General features: G+C 70.6%; 20 protein-coding genes. 18 read left to right on the forward strand and 2 right to left on the reverse strand.

From position 1 onward, the window contains the following. The first annotated feature begins 4 nt into the window (after nucleotides 1–4). From DEJ00_RS05800 to DEJ00_RS05820, 5 genes are all read left to right on the forward strand, one after another. Nucleotides 5–1,141, forward strand: a complete 1,137-nt coding sequence (locus DEJ00_RS05800; RefSeq protein WP_027464965.1) for a thiamine pyrophosphate-dependent dehydrogenase E1 component subunit alpha — start codon at nucleotides 5–7, stop codon at nucleotides 1,139–1,141. An 86-nt stretch (nucleotides 1,142–1,227) separates the two neighbouring features. Beyond that, nucleotides 1,228–2,187, forward strand: a complete 960-nt coding sequence (locus DEJ00_RS05805; RefSeq protein ID WP_111056891.1) for an alpha-ketoacid dehydrogenase subunit beta — start codon at nucleotides 1,228–1,230, stop codon at nucleotides 2,185–2,187. A 41-nt stretch (nucleotides 2,188–2,228) separates the two neighbouring features. Beyond that, entirely contained in the window at nucleotides 2,229–3,833 is a 1,605-nt protein-coding gene (locus DEJ00_RS05810; protein ID WP_111056694.1) for a dihydrolipoamide acetyltransferase family protein, read from the forward strand. A 139-nt stretch (nucleotides 3,834–3,972) separates the two neighbouring features. Further along, entirely contained in the window at nucleotides 3,973–4,554 is a 582-nt protein-coding gene (locus DEJ00_RS05815) for a GNAT family N-acetyltransferase (RefSeq protein WP_111030920.1), read from the forward strand. A gap of 126 nt (nucleotides 4,555–4,680) precedes the next feature. Further along, nucleotides 4,681–5,415 (forward strand): GntR family transcriptional regulator, encoded by a 735-nt coding sequence (locus DEJ00_RS05820; protein WP_027464961.1) that lies wholly within the window; start codon nucleotides 4,681–4,683, stop codon nucleotides 5,413–5,415. 77 nt (nucleotides 5,416–5,492) lie between these two features. Here the strand turns inward: DEJ00_RS05820 and DEJ00_RS05825 are convergent, their stop codons facing one another. Next, nucleotides 5,493–5,945 (reverse strand): glucose PTS transporter subunit IIA, encoded by a 453-nt coding sequence (locus DEJ00_RS05825; RefSeq protein ID WP_027464960.1) that lies wholly within the window; start codon nucleotides 5,943–5,945, stop codon nucleotides 5,493–5,495. Further along, nucleotides 5,942–6,178: a PTS transporter subunit EIIB gene (locus DEJ00_RS05830; RefSeq protein WP_111056696.1), complete on the reverse strand. Its 237-nt coding sequence runs from the start codon at nucleotides 6,176–6,178 to the stop codon at nucleotides 5,942–5,944. The genes DEJ00_RS05825 and DEJ00_RS05830 overlap by 4 nt, the downstream gene beginning before the upstream one ends. Before the next feature lie 178 nt (nucleotides 6,179–6,356). On the opposite strand from DEJ00_RS05830, the gene DEJ00_RS05835 reads away from it, so the two are divergent. From DEJ00_RS05835 to DEJ00_RS05895, 13 genes are all read left to right on the forward strand, one after another. Continuing rightward, nucleotides 6,357–7,622: a PTS transporter subunit EIIC gene (locus DEJ00_RS05835; RefSeq protein WP_111056697.1), complete on the forward strand. Its 1,266-nt coding sequence runs from the start codon at nucleotides 6,357–6,359 to the stop codon at nucleotides 7,620–7,622. Between the two features lie 127 nt (nucleotides 7,623–7,749). Continuing rightward, a complete protein-coding gene (locus DEJ00_RS05840) occupies nucleotides 7,750–8,661 on the forward strand; it encodes a metal ABC transporter solute-binding protein, Zn/Mn family (RefSeq protein WP_111039737.1) in 912 nt (303 codons plus the stop codon). Nucleotides 8,662–8,708: 47 nt separating this feature from the next. Further along, complete coding sequence (locus DEJ00_RS05845; protein ID WP_051596603.1) at nucleotides 8,709–9,554, forward strand: metal ABC transporter ATP-binding protein; 846 nt, start codon at nucleotides 8,709–8,711, stop codon at nucleotides 9,552–9,554. Further along, nucleotides 9,554–10,492 (forward strand): metal ABC transporter permease, encoded by a 939-nt coding sequence (locus DEJ00_RS05850; RefSeq protein ID WP_111056698.1) that lies wholly within the window; start codon nucleotides 9,554–9,556, stop codon nucleotides 10,490–10,492. Before DEJ00_RS05845 ends, DEJ00_RS05850 begins: the two co-directional genes overlap by 1 nt. Further along, complete coding sequence (locus DEJ00_RS05855; RefSeq protein WP_027464954.1) at nucleotides 10,489–10,914, forward strand: Fur family transcriptional regulator; 426 nt, start codon at nucleotides 10,489–10,491, stop codon at nucleotides 10,912–10,914. Before DEJ00_RS05850 ends, DEJ00_RS05855 begins: the two co-directional genes overlap by 4 nt. A 10-nt stretch (nucleotides 10,915–10,924) precedes the next feature. Continuing rightward, complete coding sequence (locus DEJ00_RS05860) at nucleotides 10,925–11,620, forward strand: alpha/beta fold hydrolase (RefSeq protein ID WP_111056699.1); 696 nt, start codon at nucleotides 10,925–10,927, stop codon at nucleotides 11,618–11,620. 60 nt (nucleotides 11,621–11,680) lie between these two features. Then, nucleotides 11,681–13,168 carry a lipase maturation factor family protein gene (locus tag DEJ00_RS05865; RefSeq protein WP_111056700.1) on the forward strand — a complete coding sequence of 496 codons (1,488 nt, stop codon included), beginning with the start codon at nucleotides 11,681–11,683 and terminating at the stop codon, nucleotides 13,166–13,168. A 300-nt stretch (nucleotides 13,169–13,468) separates the two neighbouring features. Continuing rightward, a complete protein-coding gene (rpmB, locus tag DEJ00_RS05870; protein ID WP_027464952.1) occupies nucleotides 13,469–13,705 on the forward strand; it encodes a 50S ribosomal protein L28 in 237 nt (78 codons plus the stop codon). Beyond that, nucleotides 13,705–13,875 carry a 50S ribosomal protein L33 gene (gene rpmG, locus DEJ00_RS05875; protein WP_017886456.1) on the forward strand — a complete coding sequence of 57 codons (171 nt, stop codon included), beginning with the start codon at nucleotides 13,705–13,707 and terminating at the stop codon, nucleotides 13,873–13,875. Before rpmB ends, rpmG begins: the two co-directional genes overlap by 1 nt. Before the next feature lie 2 nt (nucleotides 13,876–13,877). Beyond that, nucleotides 13,878–14,183 carry a 30S ribosomal protein S14 gene (gene rpsN / locus DEJ00_RS05880; protein WP_017886455.1) on the forward strand — a complete coding sequence of 102 codons (306 nt, stop codon included), beginning with the start codon at nucleotides 13,878–13,880 and terminating at the stop codon, nucleotides 14,181–14,183. Between the two features lie 290 nt (nucleotides 14,184–14,473). Next, nucleotides 14,474–14,761 carry an HU family DNA-binding protein gene (locus DEJ00_RS05885; RefSeq protein ID WP_017886454.1) on the forward strand — a complete coding sequence of 96 codons (288 nt, stop codon included), beginning with the start codon at nucleotides 14,474–14,476 and terminating at the stop codon, nucleotides 14,759–14,761. Nucleotides 14,762–14,954: 193 nt separating this feature from the next. Beyond that, entirely contained in the window at nucleotides 14,955–17,006 is a 2,052-nt protein-coding gene (locus DEJ00_RS05890; protein WP_111056701.1) for a cytochrome c oxidase assembly protein, read from the forward strand. Further along, nucleotides 17,003–18,325: an ATP-dependent RecD-like DNA helicase gene (locus tag DEJ00_RS05895; RefSeq protein WP_071246239.1), complete on the forward strand. Its 1,323-nt coding sequence runs from the start codon at nucleotides 17,003–17,005 to the stop codon at nucleotides 18,323–18,325. The genes DEJ00_RS05890 and DEJ00_RS05895 overlap by 4 nt, the downstream gene beginning before the upstream one ends. Nucleotides 18,326–18,474: the final 149 nt, after the last annotated feature.

The following is an 18,474-nucleotide window of genomic DNA, read 5'->3' on the forward strand; positions in this document are numbered from 1 at the left end:
CCGCATGTCATTCCGCGCCGCGGCTCCCGCGACGACCACCGTCCGGCTCCTCGACCCCGAGGGTCGGTTCGTGGAGACCGACGAGAACGCCGAGTTCGCCGCCGCCGCGCGGGCGATCCCCGACGAGACCCTGCTGGCGATGCACCGCCGCATGGTGCTGACCCGTCGGTTCGACCACGCCGGCCACAACCTCCAGCGCACCGGCCAGCTCGGCCTGTGGGTGCCCAGCCACGGACAAGAGGCCGCGCAGACCGGCTCGGCCTTCGCCCTGCGCGCCCAGGACCACGTGTTCCCGTCCTACCGCGAGCACGCCGTCACGATGCACCGCGGCGTCGAGCCGATGGAGATCATCGCGATGTACCGCGGGCAGACCCACGGCGGGTGGGACCCGGACCAGCGCGGCAACACGCACATCTCCACCCTGGTGATCGGCTCGCAGACCCTGCACGCCACCGGGTACGCGCTCGGCCAGAAGCTCGACGGCGACGTCGGCACGGGCGACCCGGACCGCGACGCCTGCTCGATCGTCTACTTCGGCGACGGCGCCACCAGCCAGGGCGACGTGAACGAGGCCTTCGTGTTCTCCGCGTCGACCAAGGCCCCGGTCGTCTTCTTCCTGCAGAACAACCACTGGGCCATCTCGGTGCCGGTGTCGGTGCAGTCCCCGACGCCGCTCGTCGACCGCCCGCGCGGCTTCGGGATCCCGAGTGTCCTGATCGACGGCAACGACATCCTCGCGTCCTACACGGCCTCGGTCGTCGCGACCGAGCACGCCCGCAGCGGCCAGGGCCCGGCCTTCATCGAGGCCGACACCTACCGCATCGGTGCGCACACCAGCTCCGACGACCCGAGCCGGTACCGCGCCGACGGCGAGCTCGAGGAATGGGTCCTCCGCGACCCGATCGTCCGGTCCGAGGCGTACCTGCGATCGAAGGGTGCGACGGACGAGCAGTTCGCCGCCTTCGACGAAGAGGGCGAGGACATCGCCGCCGACGTCCGACGCCGCACCGTCGCCCTGACCGCACCGTCCGTCGACGTCATGTTCGACAACGTGTACCGCGAGCCGCACCCGCGGATCGCCGAGCAGAAGGCCTGGCTCGCCCAGTACGAGGCCGGCTTCGAAGGGGGCGCCCACGCATGAGCACCACCGAGCAGCTCTTCGACTACACCCTGCGGTCCCACCCGGGCGCCGGCGAGGTCCCGAGTGACCCCACCCCGACCCTGCCGATGGCCAAGGCCCTGAACGCCGGGCTCGCCGCGGCCATGGAAGCGGACGACAAGGTCCTGCTGATGGGCGAGGACATCGGCCAGCTGGGCGGCGTCTTCCGCATCACCGAGGGCCTGCAGGACCGCTTCGGCGCCGAGCGCGTGCGGGACACCCCGCTCGCCGAGGCCGGCATCATCGGCACCGCGATCGGCCTCGCCCTGCGCGGCTACCGGCCGGTCGTCGAGATCCAGTTCGACGGCTTCGTGTGGCCCGGCTTCGACCAGATCACCTCGCAGCTCGCGAAGATGGCGAACCGCCTGCCGGCACACATGTCGCTGCCCGTCGTCATCCGCATCCCCTACGGCGGCCACATCGGTGCCGTGGAGCACCACCAGGAGTCCCCGGAGACGTACTTCGCGCACACCCCGGGCCTGCGGGTCGTCAGCCCGAGCACCCCGAACGACGCCTACTGGATGATCCAGGAAGCCATCGCGTCGAAGGACCCGGTGATCTTCCTCGAGCCGAAGTCCCGCTACTGGCCCAAGGGCCAGGTGGACCTGGTCGACGGCCACGTCCCGATGCACACGACCCGCGTCGCCCGCACCGGCACCGAGGTCACGCTCGTCGGGCATGGCGCGATGGTCGCCACCCTGATGCAGGCGGCGGACATCGCCGAGGCCGAGGGCACCAGCTGCGAGGTCATCGACCTCCGCTCGATCTCGCCGATCGACTGGGAGCCGCTGCTGGTCTCCGTCCGCAAGACCGGTCGCCTGGTCATCGCACAAGAGGCCTCCGGCTTCGTCAGCGTCGGCAGCGAGATCGCCGCGACCGTCGCCGAGCGGGCGTTCTACACGATGCAGGCACCGCCGCTCCGGGTCTCCGGCTTCGACGTGCCGTTCCCGGTGTCGAAGCTCGAGCACCTGCACCTGCCGGATGCCGACCGCATCCTCGAGGCCGTCGACCGCGCCCTCGCCTACTGACCCGTCCGACCGAGCTCGACCAGATCCGCGAAGGAGCCGTAGTGGCCGCCGCCGAATTCCCCCTGCCCGACGTGGGTGAAGGTCTCACCGAGGCCGAGATCGTGCAGTGGCGCGTCGCGATCGGGGACGAGATCGCCGTCGACCAGGTGCTCGTCGAGATCGAGACCGCGAAGTCGCTCGTCGAGCTGCCGTCGCCGTTCGCCGGCACCGTCACCGGCCTGCTCGTGTCCGAGGGCGACACGGTCGAGGTCGGCAAGCCGATCATCCGCGTCGATTCGGACGCGTCGGTCGCGTCCGGAGCGGCCCTCACGCCGCCTGCGGAACAGTCGGGAGGCGCGGCGCCCGTCGCCGAGTCCGCCCCGGTCTCGCCCGTGGTCGCGCCCACCCCGCAGGCCGCTGCCGCCCCGTCGGCTCCGGTCGCGCAGACCCCTCCCGCTCCCGCGGCGGTGCCGGCACGCGCCGCTGCCCCCGTACCGGCAGCGCCTGCCCCTGCCCCTGCCGCCGCGCCGGCGGCCCCGGTCCAGCCGGTCGCGGTCGACGCCTCCGTCCAGGGCACGGACGAGTCCTCCGGTGCCGTCCTCGTCGGCTACGGCTCGGCGACCTCGTCGCCCTCCCGTCGCAAGCCGGGCGCCCGCCGGGCCGCAGCGCTCGCGGCCGAGGCGAGCCGCGCCTCCAGTGTGGACACCGCCGCGGCGGCGGAAGCCTCCGTCGACCCGGGCGAGGAGAGCACCGCCGAGGCGATCAGCGCCCTCGGCACGGGCTCCGCGCACAAGCAGAGCACCGCGACCAACGTCCTGGCGAAGCCGCCGATCCGGAAGCTCGCGAAGGACCTCGGCGTCGAACTGACCGAGATCGTCGCGACCGGTCTTGCCGGCGAGGTCACCCGCGACGACGTCATCCGGCACGCGAAGCAGGCCAGCGTCTTCCGGAACATCGAGACGCCCGAGTGGGGCGAGGTCCGCAGCGAGACGATCCCGGTCAAGGGCGTCCGCAAGGCCATCGCCACCGCGATGACGACGTCCGCCTTCACGGCCCCCCACGTGTCGCTGTTCGTCGACGTCGACGCGACCCACACGATGGAGTTCGTCAAGCGGCTCAAGGCCTCGCCGACGTTCGCCGGCGTGAAGGTCTCGCCGCTGCTCATCGTCGCGAAGGCCGTCATCTGGGCCGTCCGCCGGAACCGTTCGGTGAACTCGACCTGGACCGACCGCGAGATCATCGTCCACCACTTCGTGAACCTCGGTATCGCCGCGGCGACCCCGCGTGGGCTCATCGTGCCGAACATCAAGGACGCGCAGGACATGTCGCTGCTCGAGCTGGCACAGGCGCTCGAGGAGCTCACCCTGACCGCCCGCGACGGCAAGACCACGCCGAAGCAGATGGCGAACGGCACGGTGTCGATCACGAACATCGGTGTGTTCGGCATGGACACCGGGACCCCGATCCTCAACCCGGGCGAGGTCGCGATCGTCGCCATGGGCACGATCAAGCCGAAGCCGTGGGTCGTCGACGGCGAGGTCCGCTCGCGCATGGTGACGACCATCGGTGCCTCGTTCGACCACCGGGTCGTCGACGGTGACGTGGCGTCCCGCTTCGTGCACGACGTCGCCTCGGTGCTCGAGGAGCCGGCACTCCTGCTCGACTAGCGCTTGTCGTTCCGCTTCGTGAGCAGAAATGGTCGGGTTGCTTCGAGCCACTCGACCTTTTCTGCTCACCATCTGCGGGCTTCCGCAAACGTCGCGTGGTGTTCACACGGATGTCGGGGGTCGGCGGCATGATCGGTGCATGGTCCACCAGCTCCTGACCCCCTCGCAGGAGATCCGAACGGATCGCCTCCTGCTCACGCCGCTGACCCCGGCCGACATCGACGACGTGCACGCGCTCTTCTCGGACGCCCGCACGTGGCAGCACCTGCCCACCGGCCGGCACGTGGCGCGGAGCTCGAGCGTGGACATGGTGCAGCGCAAGATCGGCGGTCGTGCACGCCACGGCCTCGGGTCCTGGGCGGTCCGCAGCGCCTCCGACCACGCCTTCGTCGGTGTGGGCGGAGTCGACATGACCGCCGGTGGGGTCTGGAACCTCGGCTACCGACTGGCACCCGCGGCGTGGGGGCAGGGCTTCGCGTCCGAGATCGCCCTCGCTGCCGTGCGTGCCGCCGCCGACACCGCTCCGGACGTCCCGGTGACCGGCCGCGTGCTCACGAACAACCCTGCTTCTGCAGCCGTGCTGCGTCGTGCCGGGCTGTCGCTGGTGTGGCAGGGGGCTCCCGCAGCGCAGAACCGTGCGGCCGCCGGGGTCGAGGGGCAGGTCTGGACCGATCGGCTGCTCTCCGACGAGCAGTTCGCCTGGCTCGTCGCCAACGCCTGAGCACCGACTCCGTCCCTTCGGCACCGCGCACGTTGGTCTTCCCGGCCTGACTCGCTACTGTGATGGGCACTGGTCATGTCCGCGCATGACCACCGCCCAGGACCAGCAACGGAGCACGAGGGACGCATGACGAGCCGCATCACCGAGGGTGCCGAACCGAAGCACCAGCAGCTGCGGCGCATCCTGCTCGACCTCGTCACGACCCGCCTGGCTCCCGGTGCCGCGATCCCGTCCGAACGCCAGCTCATCGCCGAGTACGGCGTCTCCCGGATCACCGTGCGCGAAGCCCTCGGACAGCTGGTGAACGAGGGGTACCTGGAGCGCGTCCGCGGCAAGGGCACCTTCGTCGCGCACCGGCCCGTGCAGTCGACGCTGCACCTCGCCTCGTTCACCGAGGAGATGCGGGCGATGGGGCACGAGCCGACCACCGTGGTGCTCGTGCGCGAGGAACGCGTGCCGCCGGCCGACACCGCCGCGGCCCTGCGGATCGATCAGGACGTGCCGGCCTTCCACGTGAAGCGCCTGCGGATGGCCGACGGCGCCCCGGTCTCGATCGACGACGCCTGGCTCGTGGCCGACGCCTTCCCGGGCCTGCTCGACCACGACCTGTCCGGGTCGGTGTACTCGATCATCGCCACGGAGTACGGCACCCCGATCGACCGCGCGCAGCAGACCGTCGCGGCGAACCCGGCGGCCGACGATGTCGCGACCCTGCTCGGCACGAAGACCGGAGCACCGGTGCTCGAGTTCGACCGGGTGTCGTACGCGGGGGAGCGACCCGTGGAGCACACCCGCAGCTGGTACCGATCGGACCGCTACCGCGTGCAGATGGAAGTCACCGCGACCCCCGCGGTCGCGTAGTCCGCCCAGCAACGCGAAAGCGACCGTCTGCCGCGGGTGGTCCGCAGCACACGGTCGCTCTCGACGAGGAAGAACCCCTAGACCTCGAAGAGGGTGTCGCCGTCGAGCACCGTGGTGCCGACCGTCCCCTGGTCGACGCTGTCCGCTGTCGAACCGAGCACCACGACCGGGCAGATCGGCGAGTACCCGGCTGCTGAGATCACCGAGGGGGTGAACCGGACGACGGGGTCACCGGCGGTGACGGTGTCGCCCTCGGTCGCGAGGAGCTCGAAGCCCTCGCCGGAGAGCTTCACGGTGTCGATGCCGACGTGCACCAGGACGTCGGTGCCAGCGGCGCCCTGCAGGGCGAACGCGTGCGGGTGCAGCTTCACGATGGTGCCGTCGACCGGGGCCACCGCGGTGACCGCGCCCTCGACGCCCGTGGGGTCGACCGCGACGCCGGCACCGACGAGCTGCCCGGCGAACACCGGGTCGGGCACGTCGGCGAGGGCGACGACCGGGCCGCCGAACGGGGTGCGGACGACGGTCACAGTTCGTCCTGGATGTCCTGGGCGAGGTTGTCGGCGATCGTGCCGACGATGACCTGCCAGCCGGTGCCGCCACCGATGACGGCCTGGGCCCCGGCTGCCTGCAGGGCGGCCTTGTCGACCAGGTCCCCGTCCTCGACCTCGACGCGGAGGCGCGTGATGCAGCCCTCGACCTCTTCGATGTTCTCGGCACCGCCGAGTGCGGCGATGATGTCGGCTGCCTTGATGTCGGCCATCGTTTCCTCCTCGTTAAGGGTTTGCGTCGCAGGTTGACACCGGTCCGCTCGCGGATCAGACTACGGAACTGGTCATGACCGGACAGGACCGGACCTGGCGACACCGCCGAGGTTACCTGCGCTGGCTGCACGACTCAACTCACCCCGACAGCTCCACCCAATGACGAGAGGACCTCCGATGAGCGCCACCACTGCCACGGATGTGCCGGAGAAGAAGAAGCCGAAGAAGCAGTCACGGCTGTTCGCACAGGCCCAGCGCCTCGGACGGAGTCTGCTCCTGCCGATCGCGGTCATGCCTGCAGCGGGCATCCTGCTCCGCCTGGGCCAGTCCGACATGCTCGGCGCGATCCCCGGCTTCGAGCAGGGCGCGACGATCATCGCGGCCGCGGGCAACGGTGTCTTCACCTGGCTCCCGCTGCTCTTCGCGGTCGGCATCGCGATCGGTTGGGCCAAGAAGTCGGACGGCACGACCGCGCTCGCGGCCGTCGTCGGGTACATGGTCATGTACCAGGTGTTCGCCGCGATGTCGCCGATCGTCCTCGCCGGTGTGAAGGACGCGAACGGCGGCCAGGCGACGATCAACTTCGGTGTCCTCGGCGGCATCGTGATGGGTCTCGTCTCCGCCGTGCTGTGGGAGAAGTTCCACCGCACGAAGATGCCCGACTTCCTCGGGTTCTTCTCCGGCCGCCGACTCGTGCCGATCCTGACCGCCGCTGCGGCGTTGATCATCGCCGTGCTCATGTCGTTCGTCTACCGCTACTTCGACATCGCGCTCACCGCGGCTGGCCAAGCCGTCGCGGACAACGCCGTGATCGGCGGCGGCATCTTCGGCTTCGTGAACCGCATGCTCATCCCGATCGGGCTGCACCAGCTGCTCAACTTCTTCCCGTGGTTCCAGCTGGGCAGCTTCTCGACCGGTGGTGTGACCTACCACGGCGACATCCAGCGCTTCCTGGCGGGCGACCCCACGGCCGGCATCTTCCAGACCGGCTTCTTCCCGATCATGATGTTCGCGCTGCCCGCCGGGGCCCTCGCGATCTGGCGCAACGCCAAGCCGCAGAACCGCAAGCTCGTCGGTGGCATCATGCTCTCCGCCGCACTGACCTCGTTCGTCACGGGCATCACCGAGCCGCTCGAGTACTCGTTCATGTTCGTGGCGTTCCCGCTCTACGTCATCCACGCGGTGCTCACGGGGTCCTCGCTCGCCCTGGTGAACGCCCTCGGCATCCGGGACGGGTTCTCGTTCTCGGCCGGCGCGATCGACTTCGTGCTGAACTTCGGCAAGGCGGACGGGGCGATCTGGCTCATCCCGATCGGCCTCGGCTACGCGGTCGTCTACTACTTCCTGTTCAGTTTCGTGATCAAGAAGTGGAACCTCCGCACCCCCGGGCGTGAAGAGGACACGATCGCCGAGAACACGATCGACGCGGCCACCAAGCCGTAGACGCGCGTTCCGACGGACGGGAGGCCCGGTGCCAGCTGGCACCGGGCCTCCCGTCCGTCTCCTGGCCGCGCTGAGATCCCTCATAGCGGTTTTGACAATCGTTATCAGTAGGCGTTAGCGTCGTGCCATGCACAACCGCCTCCTCGCCCTCCCGCTCGTCGCCGGCGCCGCCGCGCTCGCCCTGACCGGGTGCGCCACCTCATCCGCCTCGGGGGAGGCCAGCGGTGACGGCACGGTCAACGTCGTCGCCTCCACCAACGTCTACGGCTCGATCGTCAAGACCATCGGTGGCGACGCCGTCACCGTGACGAGCATCCTGAGCGACCCCTCGCAGGACCCGCACTCGTTCGAGTCGAGCGCCCGCACGCAGCTCTCCGTTTCCAAGGCCGACCTGCTCATCGAGAACGGTGGCGGGTACGACGACTTCATGACGACGCTCGCGAACGCCTCGGACACCAAGGCCGACACGATCAACGTCGTGAAGCTCTCCGGCCTCGACAAGGGCGGCAGTGCCGAGTTCAACGAGCACGTCTTCTACAGCTACCCGACGATGGTGAAGCTGGTCGAGGCGGTCACGAAGGACCTCAGTGCGCTCGACGAGAGCGGCAAGGACGCCTTCGAGAAGAACGCCGCCACGCTCACCACCAAGCTCGAGGACCTCGAGTCCCAGACCGACGCCGTCAAGAAGCAGGACTCCGGGGACAAGGTGGCGTACACCGAGCCGGTGCCCGGGTACCTGTTCGACGCGATGGGGCTCGAGAACGAGACCCCGCCAGACTTCTCCGAGGCCATCGAGGAAGGCGACGACGTCCCGCCGGCGGCCCTCCGCGACACCCTCGCGCTGTTCACCGGCAAGCGCGTGCAGCTGCTCGCCTACAACAACCAGGCGTCGAGCCCCGAGACCGAACAGGTCCAGAAGGCGGCCGAGCAGAACGACATCCCCGTCGTCGGTGTCACGGAGACGCTCCCCAAGGGGCAGGATTACGTCTCGTGGCAGCAGGCGAACATCGACGCGGTGAAGGCAGCGCTCCAGAAGTGACGACCTCGACCGCAGCAGCGGCGACCCACGGCCCGGCGACCACCACGGTGGACGACCGGGCTGCGGCTCGTCCGGTCCTCGCGCTCCGCGACGCCGGGTTGTCCTACGGCGCCCGGAAGCTCTGGGCAGGCCTCGACCTCGACCTCGCGCCGGGGGAGTTCGTCGCGGTCCTCGGCCCGAACGGCGCCGGCAAGACCTCACTGCTCCGTACCGTCCTCGGGCAGCAGCGGCTGACGAGCGGCACGATGTCGTTCCTCGGGCAGCCGGTGCACCGCGGCCACCGGAAGATCGGCTACATCCCGCAGCAGCGTCTGATGGAGGCGGGGACGCCCCTGCGCGCGCGGGACATGATCGCCCAGGGCGTGACCGGGCACCGGTGGGGCATCCGACGTGCGTCGAAGGCCGATCGGATGCGCATCGACCGGGTCCTCGACGAGGTCGGCGCCACCGCCTTCGCGGACGCCCCCGTCGCCGAGCTCTCCGGCGGCGAACAGCAGCGCACCCGCGTCGGGCAGGCCATCGCCGCCGACCCCGCCCTGCTGCTGTGCGACGAACCCCTGATCTCGCTCGACCTGCGGCACCAGCGCGGGATCACCGAGCTCATCGACCGCGAGCGCCGGCAGCGCGAGGCCGCCGTGCTCTTCGTGACGCACGACGTCAACCCGATCCTCGACGTCGTCGACCGGGTGCTGTACATCGCCGGGGGGCGATTCCGGATCGGTTCCCCGGACGAGGTCCTGCGCGCCGACGTCCTGAGCGACCTGTACGGCACGCCCGTCGACGTCGTCCGCACCATGGGACGCATCGTCATCGTCGGGGCGAACGAGGCCCACGAGCACCACCCGGGCGAGGTCGACCCGCACGCCGACCAGCCGGACGAAGGGCGGATCTGATGGACGTGCTGTCGACCGTCTTCTCGTTCCAGGACTACGGCCAGCTCCTCGTGCTGGTGCAGAACTCGATCTGGGCCGGCGCGGTGCTCGGCATCGTCGGCGGGCTCATCGGCCCGTTCGTCGTCGCCCGGAACATGCCCTTCGCCGTGCACGGCATCTCGGAGCTCTCGTTCGCCGGGGCCAGTGCCTCGCTGCTGCTCGGGGTGAACGTCGTCACCGGCTCACTCGTCGGGTCGGTCATCGCCGCCCTGCTCATCGGCGTCCTCGGGTCGCGTGCCCGGGAACGCAACTCGATCATCGCCGTCCTCATGCCGTTCGGGCTCGGGCTCGGCATCCTCTGCCTGGCGCTCTACAAGGGCCGGGCCGCCAACAAGTTCGGGTTGCTCACCGGGCAGATCGTCTCGGTCGACAACCCGCAGCTGGCGTTCCTGATCGTGGTCGCCGCGATCGTCGTGGCGACGCTGCTCGTCATCTGGCGCCCGCTGATGTTCGCCTCGGTCGACCCCGACGTGGCTGCGGCCGCGGGGATCCCGGTGCGGACCCTCGCGATCGTGTTCATGCTCGTGCTCGGACTGGCCACCGCCGTGTCGGTGCAGATCGTCGGTGCGTTGCTCGTGCTGTCCCTGCTCGTGACCCCGGCGGCCGCGGCCCTGCGCCTCAGCTCGCACCCGGTCGTCGTGCCGGTGCTGTCGACGGTGTTCGCGGTGACGTCGGTCGTCGGTGGCATCCTGCTCGCACTGGGTGGCGGCCTGCCCATCAGCCCGTACGTGACGACGATCTCGTTCGCGATCTGGGTGGTCTGCCGGATCATCGGATCGCGACGCGACAGGCGGGGACGCAACCGCGTCGCCGGCCGGAACCAGCGTGGCGGGGGCGAGCCGGGCCTCCAGGCAGGGACGACGTCGACAGCCGGTCGGAAGGAAGAGGTGTCAGCATGAACGCCGTGCAGAAGACCAAGCGGAACACGTGGCAGCGCGAAGCGGTGCGCGGTGCCCTCGACTCCACCGAGGGGTTCGTCAGCGCGCAGGCGCTGCACCAGCACCTGCGGGACGAGGGCTCGACCATCGGACTGGCCACGGTCTACCGGGCCCTCGCCGACCTGGCCACCGAGGGCGACGCCGACTCGCTGCAGCAGGACGGCGAATCGCTGTACCGCGCGTGCACGACGGACGCGCACCACCACCACCTGATCTGCCGGAACTGCGGCCGGACCGTCGAGATCGAAGCGGACCCGGTGGAGCAGTGGGCGCAGGACGTCGCCGCCGCCAACGGGTTCACCAACGCCAGCCACGTCGTCGACATCTTCGGCGAGTGCGCCGTCTGCACGGCAGCCCGAGCGACCGCCGCCACCGACGAGTAACCTGCCCCGCATGCACGTCATCCTGGTCCCCGGGTTCTGGCTCGACGCGAGCGCGTGGGACGACGTCGCCCCGGTGCTCCGCGAGGCCGGGCACTCGGTGCAGGCGATCACGCGCGACGGCGACACGCTCGACGAGCAGGTCGCCGCGTTGGTCGCGATCCTGGACGACATCGCGTCCGCCGACGAACCGGTCGTGCTGGCCGGACACTCGGGTGCCGGGCCGATCGCGTACATGGCCGCCGACCAGCGCCCGTCGCTCGTCGCGCACCTGCTCTACGTCGACACGTTCCCGGGGCCCGAGGGCGGGTGCGTCAACGACGAGCTGCCCGTGGTCGACGGGGTCGTACCGCTGCCGTCGTGGGACATCTGGGAACCCGCCACCGTCCGGGGCATGACGCCCGAGGTCCGGCAGGACGTCGAGCACCGGGCGATCCCCGAGCCGGCCTCGGTGCCGTCGGACCGGTTCCACTACGCCGACCCGACCCGGCACGCGATCCCCGCGACGATCATCACCTGCGAGATCCCCGCCGCCGAGCTGCTGGCGATGGTGGCGGACCACCAGGCCTGGGCGGCCGAGCTCGTCGCGACCGAGGAACTCTCCATCGTCGGGCTCGAGACCGGCCACTGGCCGATGTTCACGGCGCCGCAGCAGCTCGGCGAGCTGATGGTGCAGGCGCTCGCGCCCAAGCCGACGCAGGCGCCGTAGGCGGCGCATCCGACGAGACGCCGAGACGGACCGCAGCCCGCCCCGCGTAGCGTCCCGCCCGTGGACCTCGCAGCCTGGACGCAGTGGGCGGGCGCGTCCGACTACGACGTCGCCCGGTTCGTGGTGCAACGCGGCGTCGCGGCGATCGCCTGCCTCGCCTTCCTGTCCGCCCTCGCCCAGTTCCCGGTGCTCGTCGGGGAACGCGGCCTGCTCCCGGTGCCCCGGTTCATGGAGCGCCCGTACGCCCGCCGGCTGCCGGTGGTCTGGCGGTGGTGGCGCTACACCGACAACCGGTTGCGGCTGCTCGCCGGCGGGGGAGCGGTGGTGTCCTTCGCCCTGGTCGTCGGTGTCCCGCAACGGGCCCCGTGGTGGGTGCCGATGCTGTGCTTCCTGCTGCTCTGGCTGGCGTACCTGTCGATCTCCGACGTCGGGCAGACCTTCTGGGCCTTCGGGTGGGAGTCCCTGCTGGTCGAGGCGCTGTTCACCGTCGCGTTCCTCGGCTCCGACGACGTCGCGCCGCCGATCGTCGTGCTCGTCGCGCTGCGCTGGCTGGTGTTCCGGCTCGAGTTCGGCGCCGGCATGATCAAGATGCGCGGGGACCGCTCCTGGCGCGACCTGACGGCGCTGTACTACCACCACGAGACGCAGCCGATGCCGAACCCGGTGTCGCGGACGGCCCACCTGCTGCCCCGCCCCGTGCACCGGTTCGAGACGCTCGGCAGCCACTTCGTGCAGCTGGTCGTGCCGTTCTTCCTCTTCGCGCCGCAGCCCGTGGCGTCGATCGCCGCCGCCCTCGTCCTGCTCACCCAGCTCTGGTTGGTGGTCTCCGGCAACTTCGCCTGGCTGAACTGGATCACCCTCGTCCTGGCCTTCGCCGCGATCGACGACCGGTCGGTGGCTGCGGTGCTGCCCTGGTTGCACGACAGCGTCGAGGCCGGGCCGACCGCGACGCCGGTCTCCTTCGTCGCGGTGACGGTCGCCGTCGGGGTGCTGCTCGCCTGGCTGTCCTGGCCGGCCGCGAGGAACCTGGTGTCGCGGCGGCAGCTCATGAACGCCTCGTTCAACCGGTGGCACCTGGCGAACGCCTACGGTGCCTTCGGCAGCGTGACGCAGCAGCGCGACGAGGTCATCGTCGAGGGAACCCTGGCCGAGGACCCGTCCGACGAGGACTGGCAACCGTACGAGTTCCGCGGCAAGCCGGGCGATCCGAGGCGTCGGCCCGGGCAGTTCGCGCCGTACCACCTGCGGCTCGACTGGCTGATGTGGTTCCTGGCCCTCGGCGCCGACGACCGGTGGTTCCGGGTGTTCGTCGTGCGGCTGCTCGAGGCCGACAGGCCCACGCTGCGGCTGCTCGCCCACGACCCGTTCGACGGGGAGCCGCCGCGCTGGGTCCGCGCACGGATGTTCCACTACCGGTTCGCCACCCGGGCGGAGCGGCGGGAGACGGGCCTGTACTGGATCCGGCGGGAACGGTACCTGCTCATGGCACCGGTCGGGCTCCCGCGCGGTCGACCCGCGGGCGGTGGGGGCGACCACGCGGGTGCGTGAGCGGTCCGGTCCGACCGCCACGGGCCTCCAGGCCTGGAGGCGCGGCTTGCGACACGCCCGGTCCTCGCGTAACGTGGACCCCTGGTTCTCCGCGTGCGCGCGGCGGACCCGTTGTTCCAAGCCCTCCGACCGTCGCGAACGCCGCGGTCGCGCGGTGTCCGGCTCTCCTTCGACAGGGGATGCGGACCTGGGCGGTGCACACAACCCCCTCGCACGGTCACCCCGGTGGCAGTGCGCGTGTGCACCAGGCAAGTGAACTTGGGTGCGGCCGTCCGGTCGCACGGTACTCAGGAGGAAACCATGGCAGCAGTGTGCCAGGTGACCGGCGCCGTTCCCGGCTTCGGTCACAACATCTCGCACTCGCACCGCCGGACGAAGCGTCGCTTCGACCCGAACGTGCAGAAGAAGACGTACTACGTGCCCTCGCTTCGTCGTAACGTCACGCTCACGCTCAGCGCGAAGGGCATCAAGGTGATCGACGCACGTGGCATCGAGTCCGTCGTCAAGGATCTCCTCGCCCGTGGGGAGAAGATCTGATGGCGAAAAAGGGTCAGGACATCCGTCCGATCATCAAGCTCCGCTCGACGGCGGGCACCGGGTTCACCTACGTGACCAAGAAGAACCGTCGGAACAACCCCGACCGACTCGTGCTGAAGAAGTACGACCCGGTGATCCGCAAGCACGTCGACTTCCGTGAGGAGCGCTAAGCATGGCGAAGAAGAGCAAGATCGCGAAGAACAACCAGCGTGCCGTCATCATCGCGCGCTACGCCGAGCGTCGTCTCGAGCTGAAGAAGGCCCTCGTGGACCCGAACGGCACCGACGAGTCGCGTGAGGCCGCCCGCGTGGGCCTGCAGAAGCTGCCCCGCGACGCATCGCCCATCCGGTACCGCAACCGTGACGCCATCGACGGCCGCCCCCGTGGCCACCTCGGTGAGTTCGGCATCAGCCGTGTCCGCTTCCGTGACATGGCCCACCGCGGCGAGCTCCCCGGCATCACGAAGAGCTCCTGGTAAGCACTCGCAGTACACGACGCCCCGTCACCTCCTGGTGGCGGGGCGTTCGCTGTGTACGGGGTACACGCGAGCCGTCATTCGTCACATCTGCCCCTCCAGCACCCCCTCGGAGCCCCGACAACCCCGGAAATCCGGGCGAGTCGGCGGTTTTCACCCCCGGCGGCTGGTAGGTTCAACTCCGGTTCCGCCGGGCCCTCGGCCCACTGGCACCGTGGCACGGGGCAACCGCTCCGGGCGCCGGACGACACGTGCGTCCGACCGATACTGCAAGAAGTCCGAGGAGGACATCCATGGCTGACAAGTCACTGAACCGCACCGAGCTCGTCGCTGCCGTCGCCGCTGAGTCCGGCCAGAGCCAGGCCACCGTCAACGGCGTCGTCGACGCGCTCTTCAGCGTCGTCTCGTCGTCCGTCGCCGACGGCACGAAGGTCACGATCCCGGGTTGGATCGCCTTCGAGAAGACGCACCGCGCCGCCCGCACCGGCCGCAACCCGCAGACGGGTGACGCCATCGAGATCGCCGCGAGCGACTCGGTCAAGGTCAGCGCCGGCTCGAAGCTCAAGGCTGCGGTCAAGTAAGACTGTTCCGCGCATCGGGAGGGACGGCTTCGGCCGTCCCTTTCGTCGTTCCCGGGCGGGTGCGTGGACGGGTGCTCGGTCGGGCGCGCGTGCGTGCGCCCGGTGTGCATGGCCGGCCTGGAGGCCCGTGCCGGTTTGCACAGATCGGCCCGCCCCGTCCGTCGGCCGGGTGGGCACCGCCTAGGCTTGACGGGTGAATCGGATCGCGCGCATCGCCGGTCCCGCCGTGCTCCTGCTCGTCGGGTTCGTGGCGCTGCTCACGGCACTCGTCATCGGTGGGGGCGCGAACCCCGCACTCATCGCCGACCCGGGGCCCGTCGTCCGGTTCGGGCTGCCGATCGCCCGGCTCGTCGTCGACCTGTCCGCGGCCACCACGATCGGTGGGCTCGCACTGGCGACCATCGGCATCTCGCGCTCCGGCCCCGAGTGGAACCGCGCGATCGACGTCGCCGCCGGGGCCAGTGGCGTCTGGACGGTCGCATCGGCCGTCGCCACGTTCTGCACGTTCCTCAGCGTCGCCGGCTCGCGCATCAGCATCGACGAGCAGTTCGGGCAGTCGATGGGGGTCTTCCTCACCGGCACCGAGCTCGGGCTGGCCTGGCTCGTGACCGTCCTCGTCGCCGCGGCCGTCACGGTGCTCTGCTTCGCCGTCCGTTCGCAGGGCATGGTCGCCCTGACCGCCGGCGTCTCGATGATCGGCCTCATCCCGCTCGCGCAGCAGGGCCACGCCGCCGGCACCGCCAGCCACGACGCCGCTGTGACGGCACTGGGGCTGCACCTGGTCGGTGCGGCGCTGTGGGTCGGTGGGCTCGTCATGCTCGTGCTGCTGCGCGGGGTGCTGCCCGGCGACCGGCTGGCGGCGGTCGTGGCCCGGTACTCGAGCATCGCCCTCGGCTGCTTCGTGCTCGTCGCCGTCTCGGGCACCGCGTCGGCGCAGATCCGCGTCGGGGCGCTGTCGAACCTGTTCACCCCGTACGGCACGCTCGTCCTGGTGAAGATCGGTGCGATCGTCGCCATCGGGGTCCTCGGCGCGGTGCAGCGTCGTCGGGCCATCCGTGCGCTGACCACCTCGCCCGGTCGGCAGCGGCCCTTCTGGACCCTCATCGTCGTCGAGCTCGCGGTGATGGGTGTGGCGTCGGGGTTCGCCGCGGCACTCGGGCGGACCGCCACCCCGGTCGACCAGATCGCCCTGAGCAAGACCACCGACCCGAGTCCGGCGGAGCTCCTGACCGACGACCTGCTGCCGCACGCGCCCGGTGCGTGGGGCTGGCTGACCCAGTGGAACATCGACCTGTTCTGGCTGATGGCCGCCGTCCTGCTCGCTGCGACCTACGTGGCCGGCGTCGTGCGACTGCGGCGGGGCGGCGTGCGGTGGCCGGCGCGTCGCTCGATCGCCGCGGCCCTGGCGGTCGTGTCCCTGGTGGTCGCGACCTCGGGCTCGCTGCACCAGTACGACCGGTTCCTCGTCTCGGCGAACGTCGGTGCCCACGTGCTGCTCGGCCTGGTGGTCCCCGCCCTGGTGTGGGCGGCGGCACCCGTCGCCCTGATCCGCGCCGCCGTGCACCCCCGGAACGACGACAGCACGGGTGTGCGCGAGTGGACCGACGTCATCGTCGAGCACCCCTCCGTGCGGTACCTGGCGCAGCCGTTCCCCGCGTTCCTGCTCGCGGCGGGCCTGTGGTGGGCCTTCTTCGCCACCGACGCCGTCCGGTGGTCGGTGAGCGACCCCACCGGCCGCACCGTCAGCGACGCCGTGTTCCTGCTGGTCGGGCTGCTGGCCGTCCCGACGCTCTGCACACCGATCCCCGCCGGGCACCGTCGTCCGACCGCGGCTGCCGCGGCCGTCCGGATCGTCGGGGCCGTGGTGATCGCGGCGGGCACGGTCTCGCTCGGCATCGCGATGCGCGGACCGCTCGGGCTGCTGCAGGCGTCGTGGTTCGGCGCGATGGGCCGGACGTGGGGGCCGGACCCGCTCGTCGACCAGGCCAGGGCCGGCCTGGTGCTGATCGTCGCCGGCGTGCTGCTCCTGGTGACCGTGGTCGTGGTGGTGCTCGTGCGGCTGCGGCGTGACGGCGGAGACCCGGTCGACGTCGTTGACGCAGCTGCTGCCGGCGACGCAGCTGTGGCCGGTCCGACCGCCGCCGCCGAGCCCGCTGCCCGGGTCGACCAGGACGACCCGGACGACCTGGACTTCGACGACGGCAGTGACGACCTCGAACCCTCGCCCGGGGCGGACGCCCGATGAGCATCGAGCTGAGCGACGAACAGCGCGCCGTCTTCGAGTACATCGAGCACACCCGTGACCACGTGTTCATCACCGGCCGGGCCGGCACGGGCAAGTCCACGCTGCTCAACCACCTGTCGTGGAACACCGAGAAGCAGGTCGTCATCTGCGCGCCGACGGGGGTCGCCGCGCTCAACGTCGGCGGCCAGACGATCCACTCCCTGTTCCGGCTGCCGATCGGGCTCATCGCCGACGCCGAGCTGCGGCAGGGCCCGGACACCCGCAAGCTCCTCAACACGATCGACACCCTGGTCATCGACGAGGTGTCAATGGTCAACGCCGACCTGCTCGACGGCATGGACCGGTCGCTCCGCAAGGCCCGCGGTCGGCAGTTCGAGGCGTTCGGCGGCGTGCAGGTCGTGATGTTCGGCGACCCGTACCAGCTGCCCCCGGTGCCCGGCGACGCCGACGAGCGCGCCTACTTCACCGACCACTACCGGTCGATGTGGTTCTTCGACGCCAAGGTGTGGCTCGAGGCCGAGCTCAACATCATCGAGCTCGCCACGGTGCACCGGCAGCGCGACGACGCCTTCGCCGCGATGCTCACCGCCGTCCGGCACGGTCGGGTCACCGCGGACATCGCCGAGCAGCTCAACACCGCCGGGGCACGTCCGGCTCCGGACGACGCCATCACCCTGGCGACCCGCAACGACACGGTCGCCCGGATCAACAAGGCGGCGCTCGAGCGGCTGCCCGGCAAGGTGAAGACCGCCAAGGCCGACGTGAACGGCGACTTCGGCGGACGGAACTTCCCGGCCGACGAAGCCCTCGAGCTGAAGCCCGGCGCGCACGTGATGTTCCTGCGCAACGACGCCGACCAGCGCTGGGTGAACGGCACCCTGGGCATCGTGACGGCCATCAGAGACACCGTCTGGGTCGACGTCGACGGTGAGTCGTTCGAGGTTCAGCCGTCGGTGTGGGAGAAGTTCAAGTACTCCTACGACGCGGACAAGAAGGAACTCAAGAAGGACACCGTCGGGGAGTTCCAGCAGTTCCCGCTCCGACTGGCCTGGGCCGTGACCATCCACAAGTCGCAGGGCAGCACCTACGACCGGGCCGTGGTCGACCTCGGCAACCGGGTGTTCAGCGCGGGCCAGACGTACGTGGCGCTGTCGCGGCTGACCTCGCTCGAGGGGTTGTTCCTCACCCGCCCGCTCCGGCCGCAGGACATCATCGTGGACCTGGACGTCCGACGCTTCATGTCCGAGGCACCCCGCATCGTCGCCACCGAGCTCGAGGCCCCGAAGAAGCAGCCCGACGCCGAGCCCGACGCCGACTGACGCGTCCGACCTGCGGCTGTCCCCACACCGCCGTCCGAGCGGGTCCCGTCCGTTGCGCGCGGGGCGGTTGAGCGGTCACGACTCCCCGTCGGTGCCGCCTCGAGCGGTCACGACTTGTCGCTCCGACGCGCCCCAGCCGACGGTTCGTG

The organism is Curtobacterium sp. MCLR17_039 (assembly GCF_003234745.1).
GTDB lineage: Bacteria > Actinomycetota > Actinomycetes > Actinomycetales > Microbacteriaceae > Curtobacterium > Curtobacterium flaccumfaciens.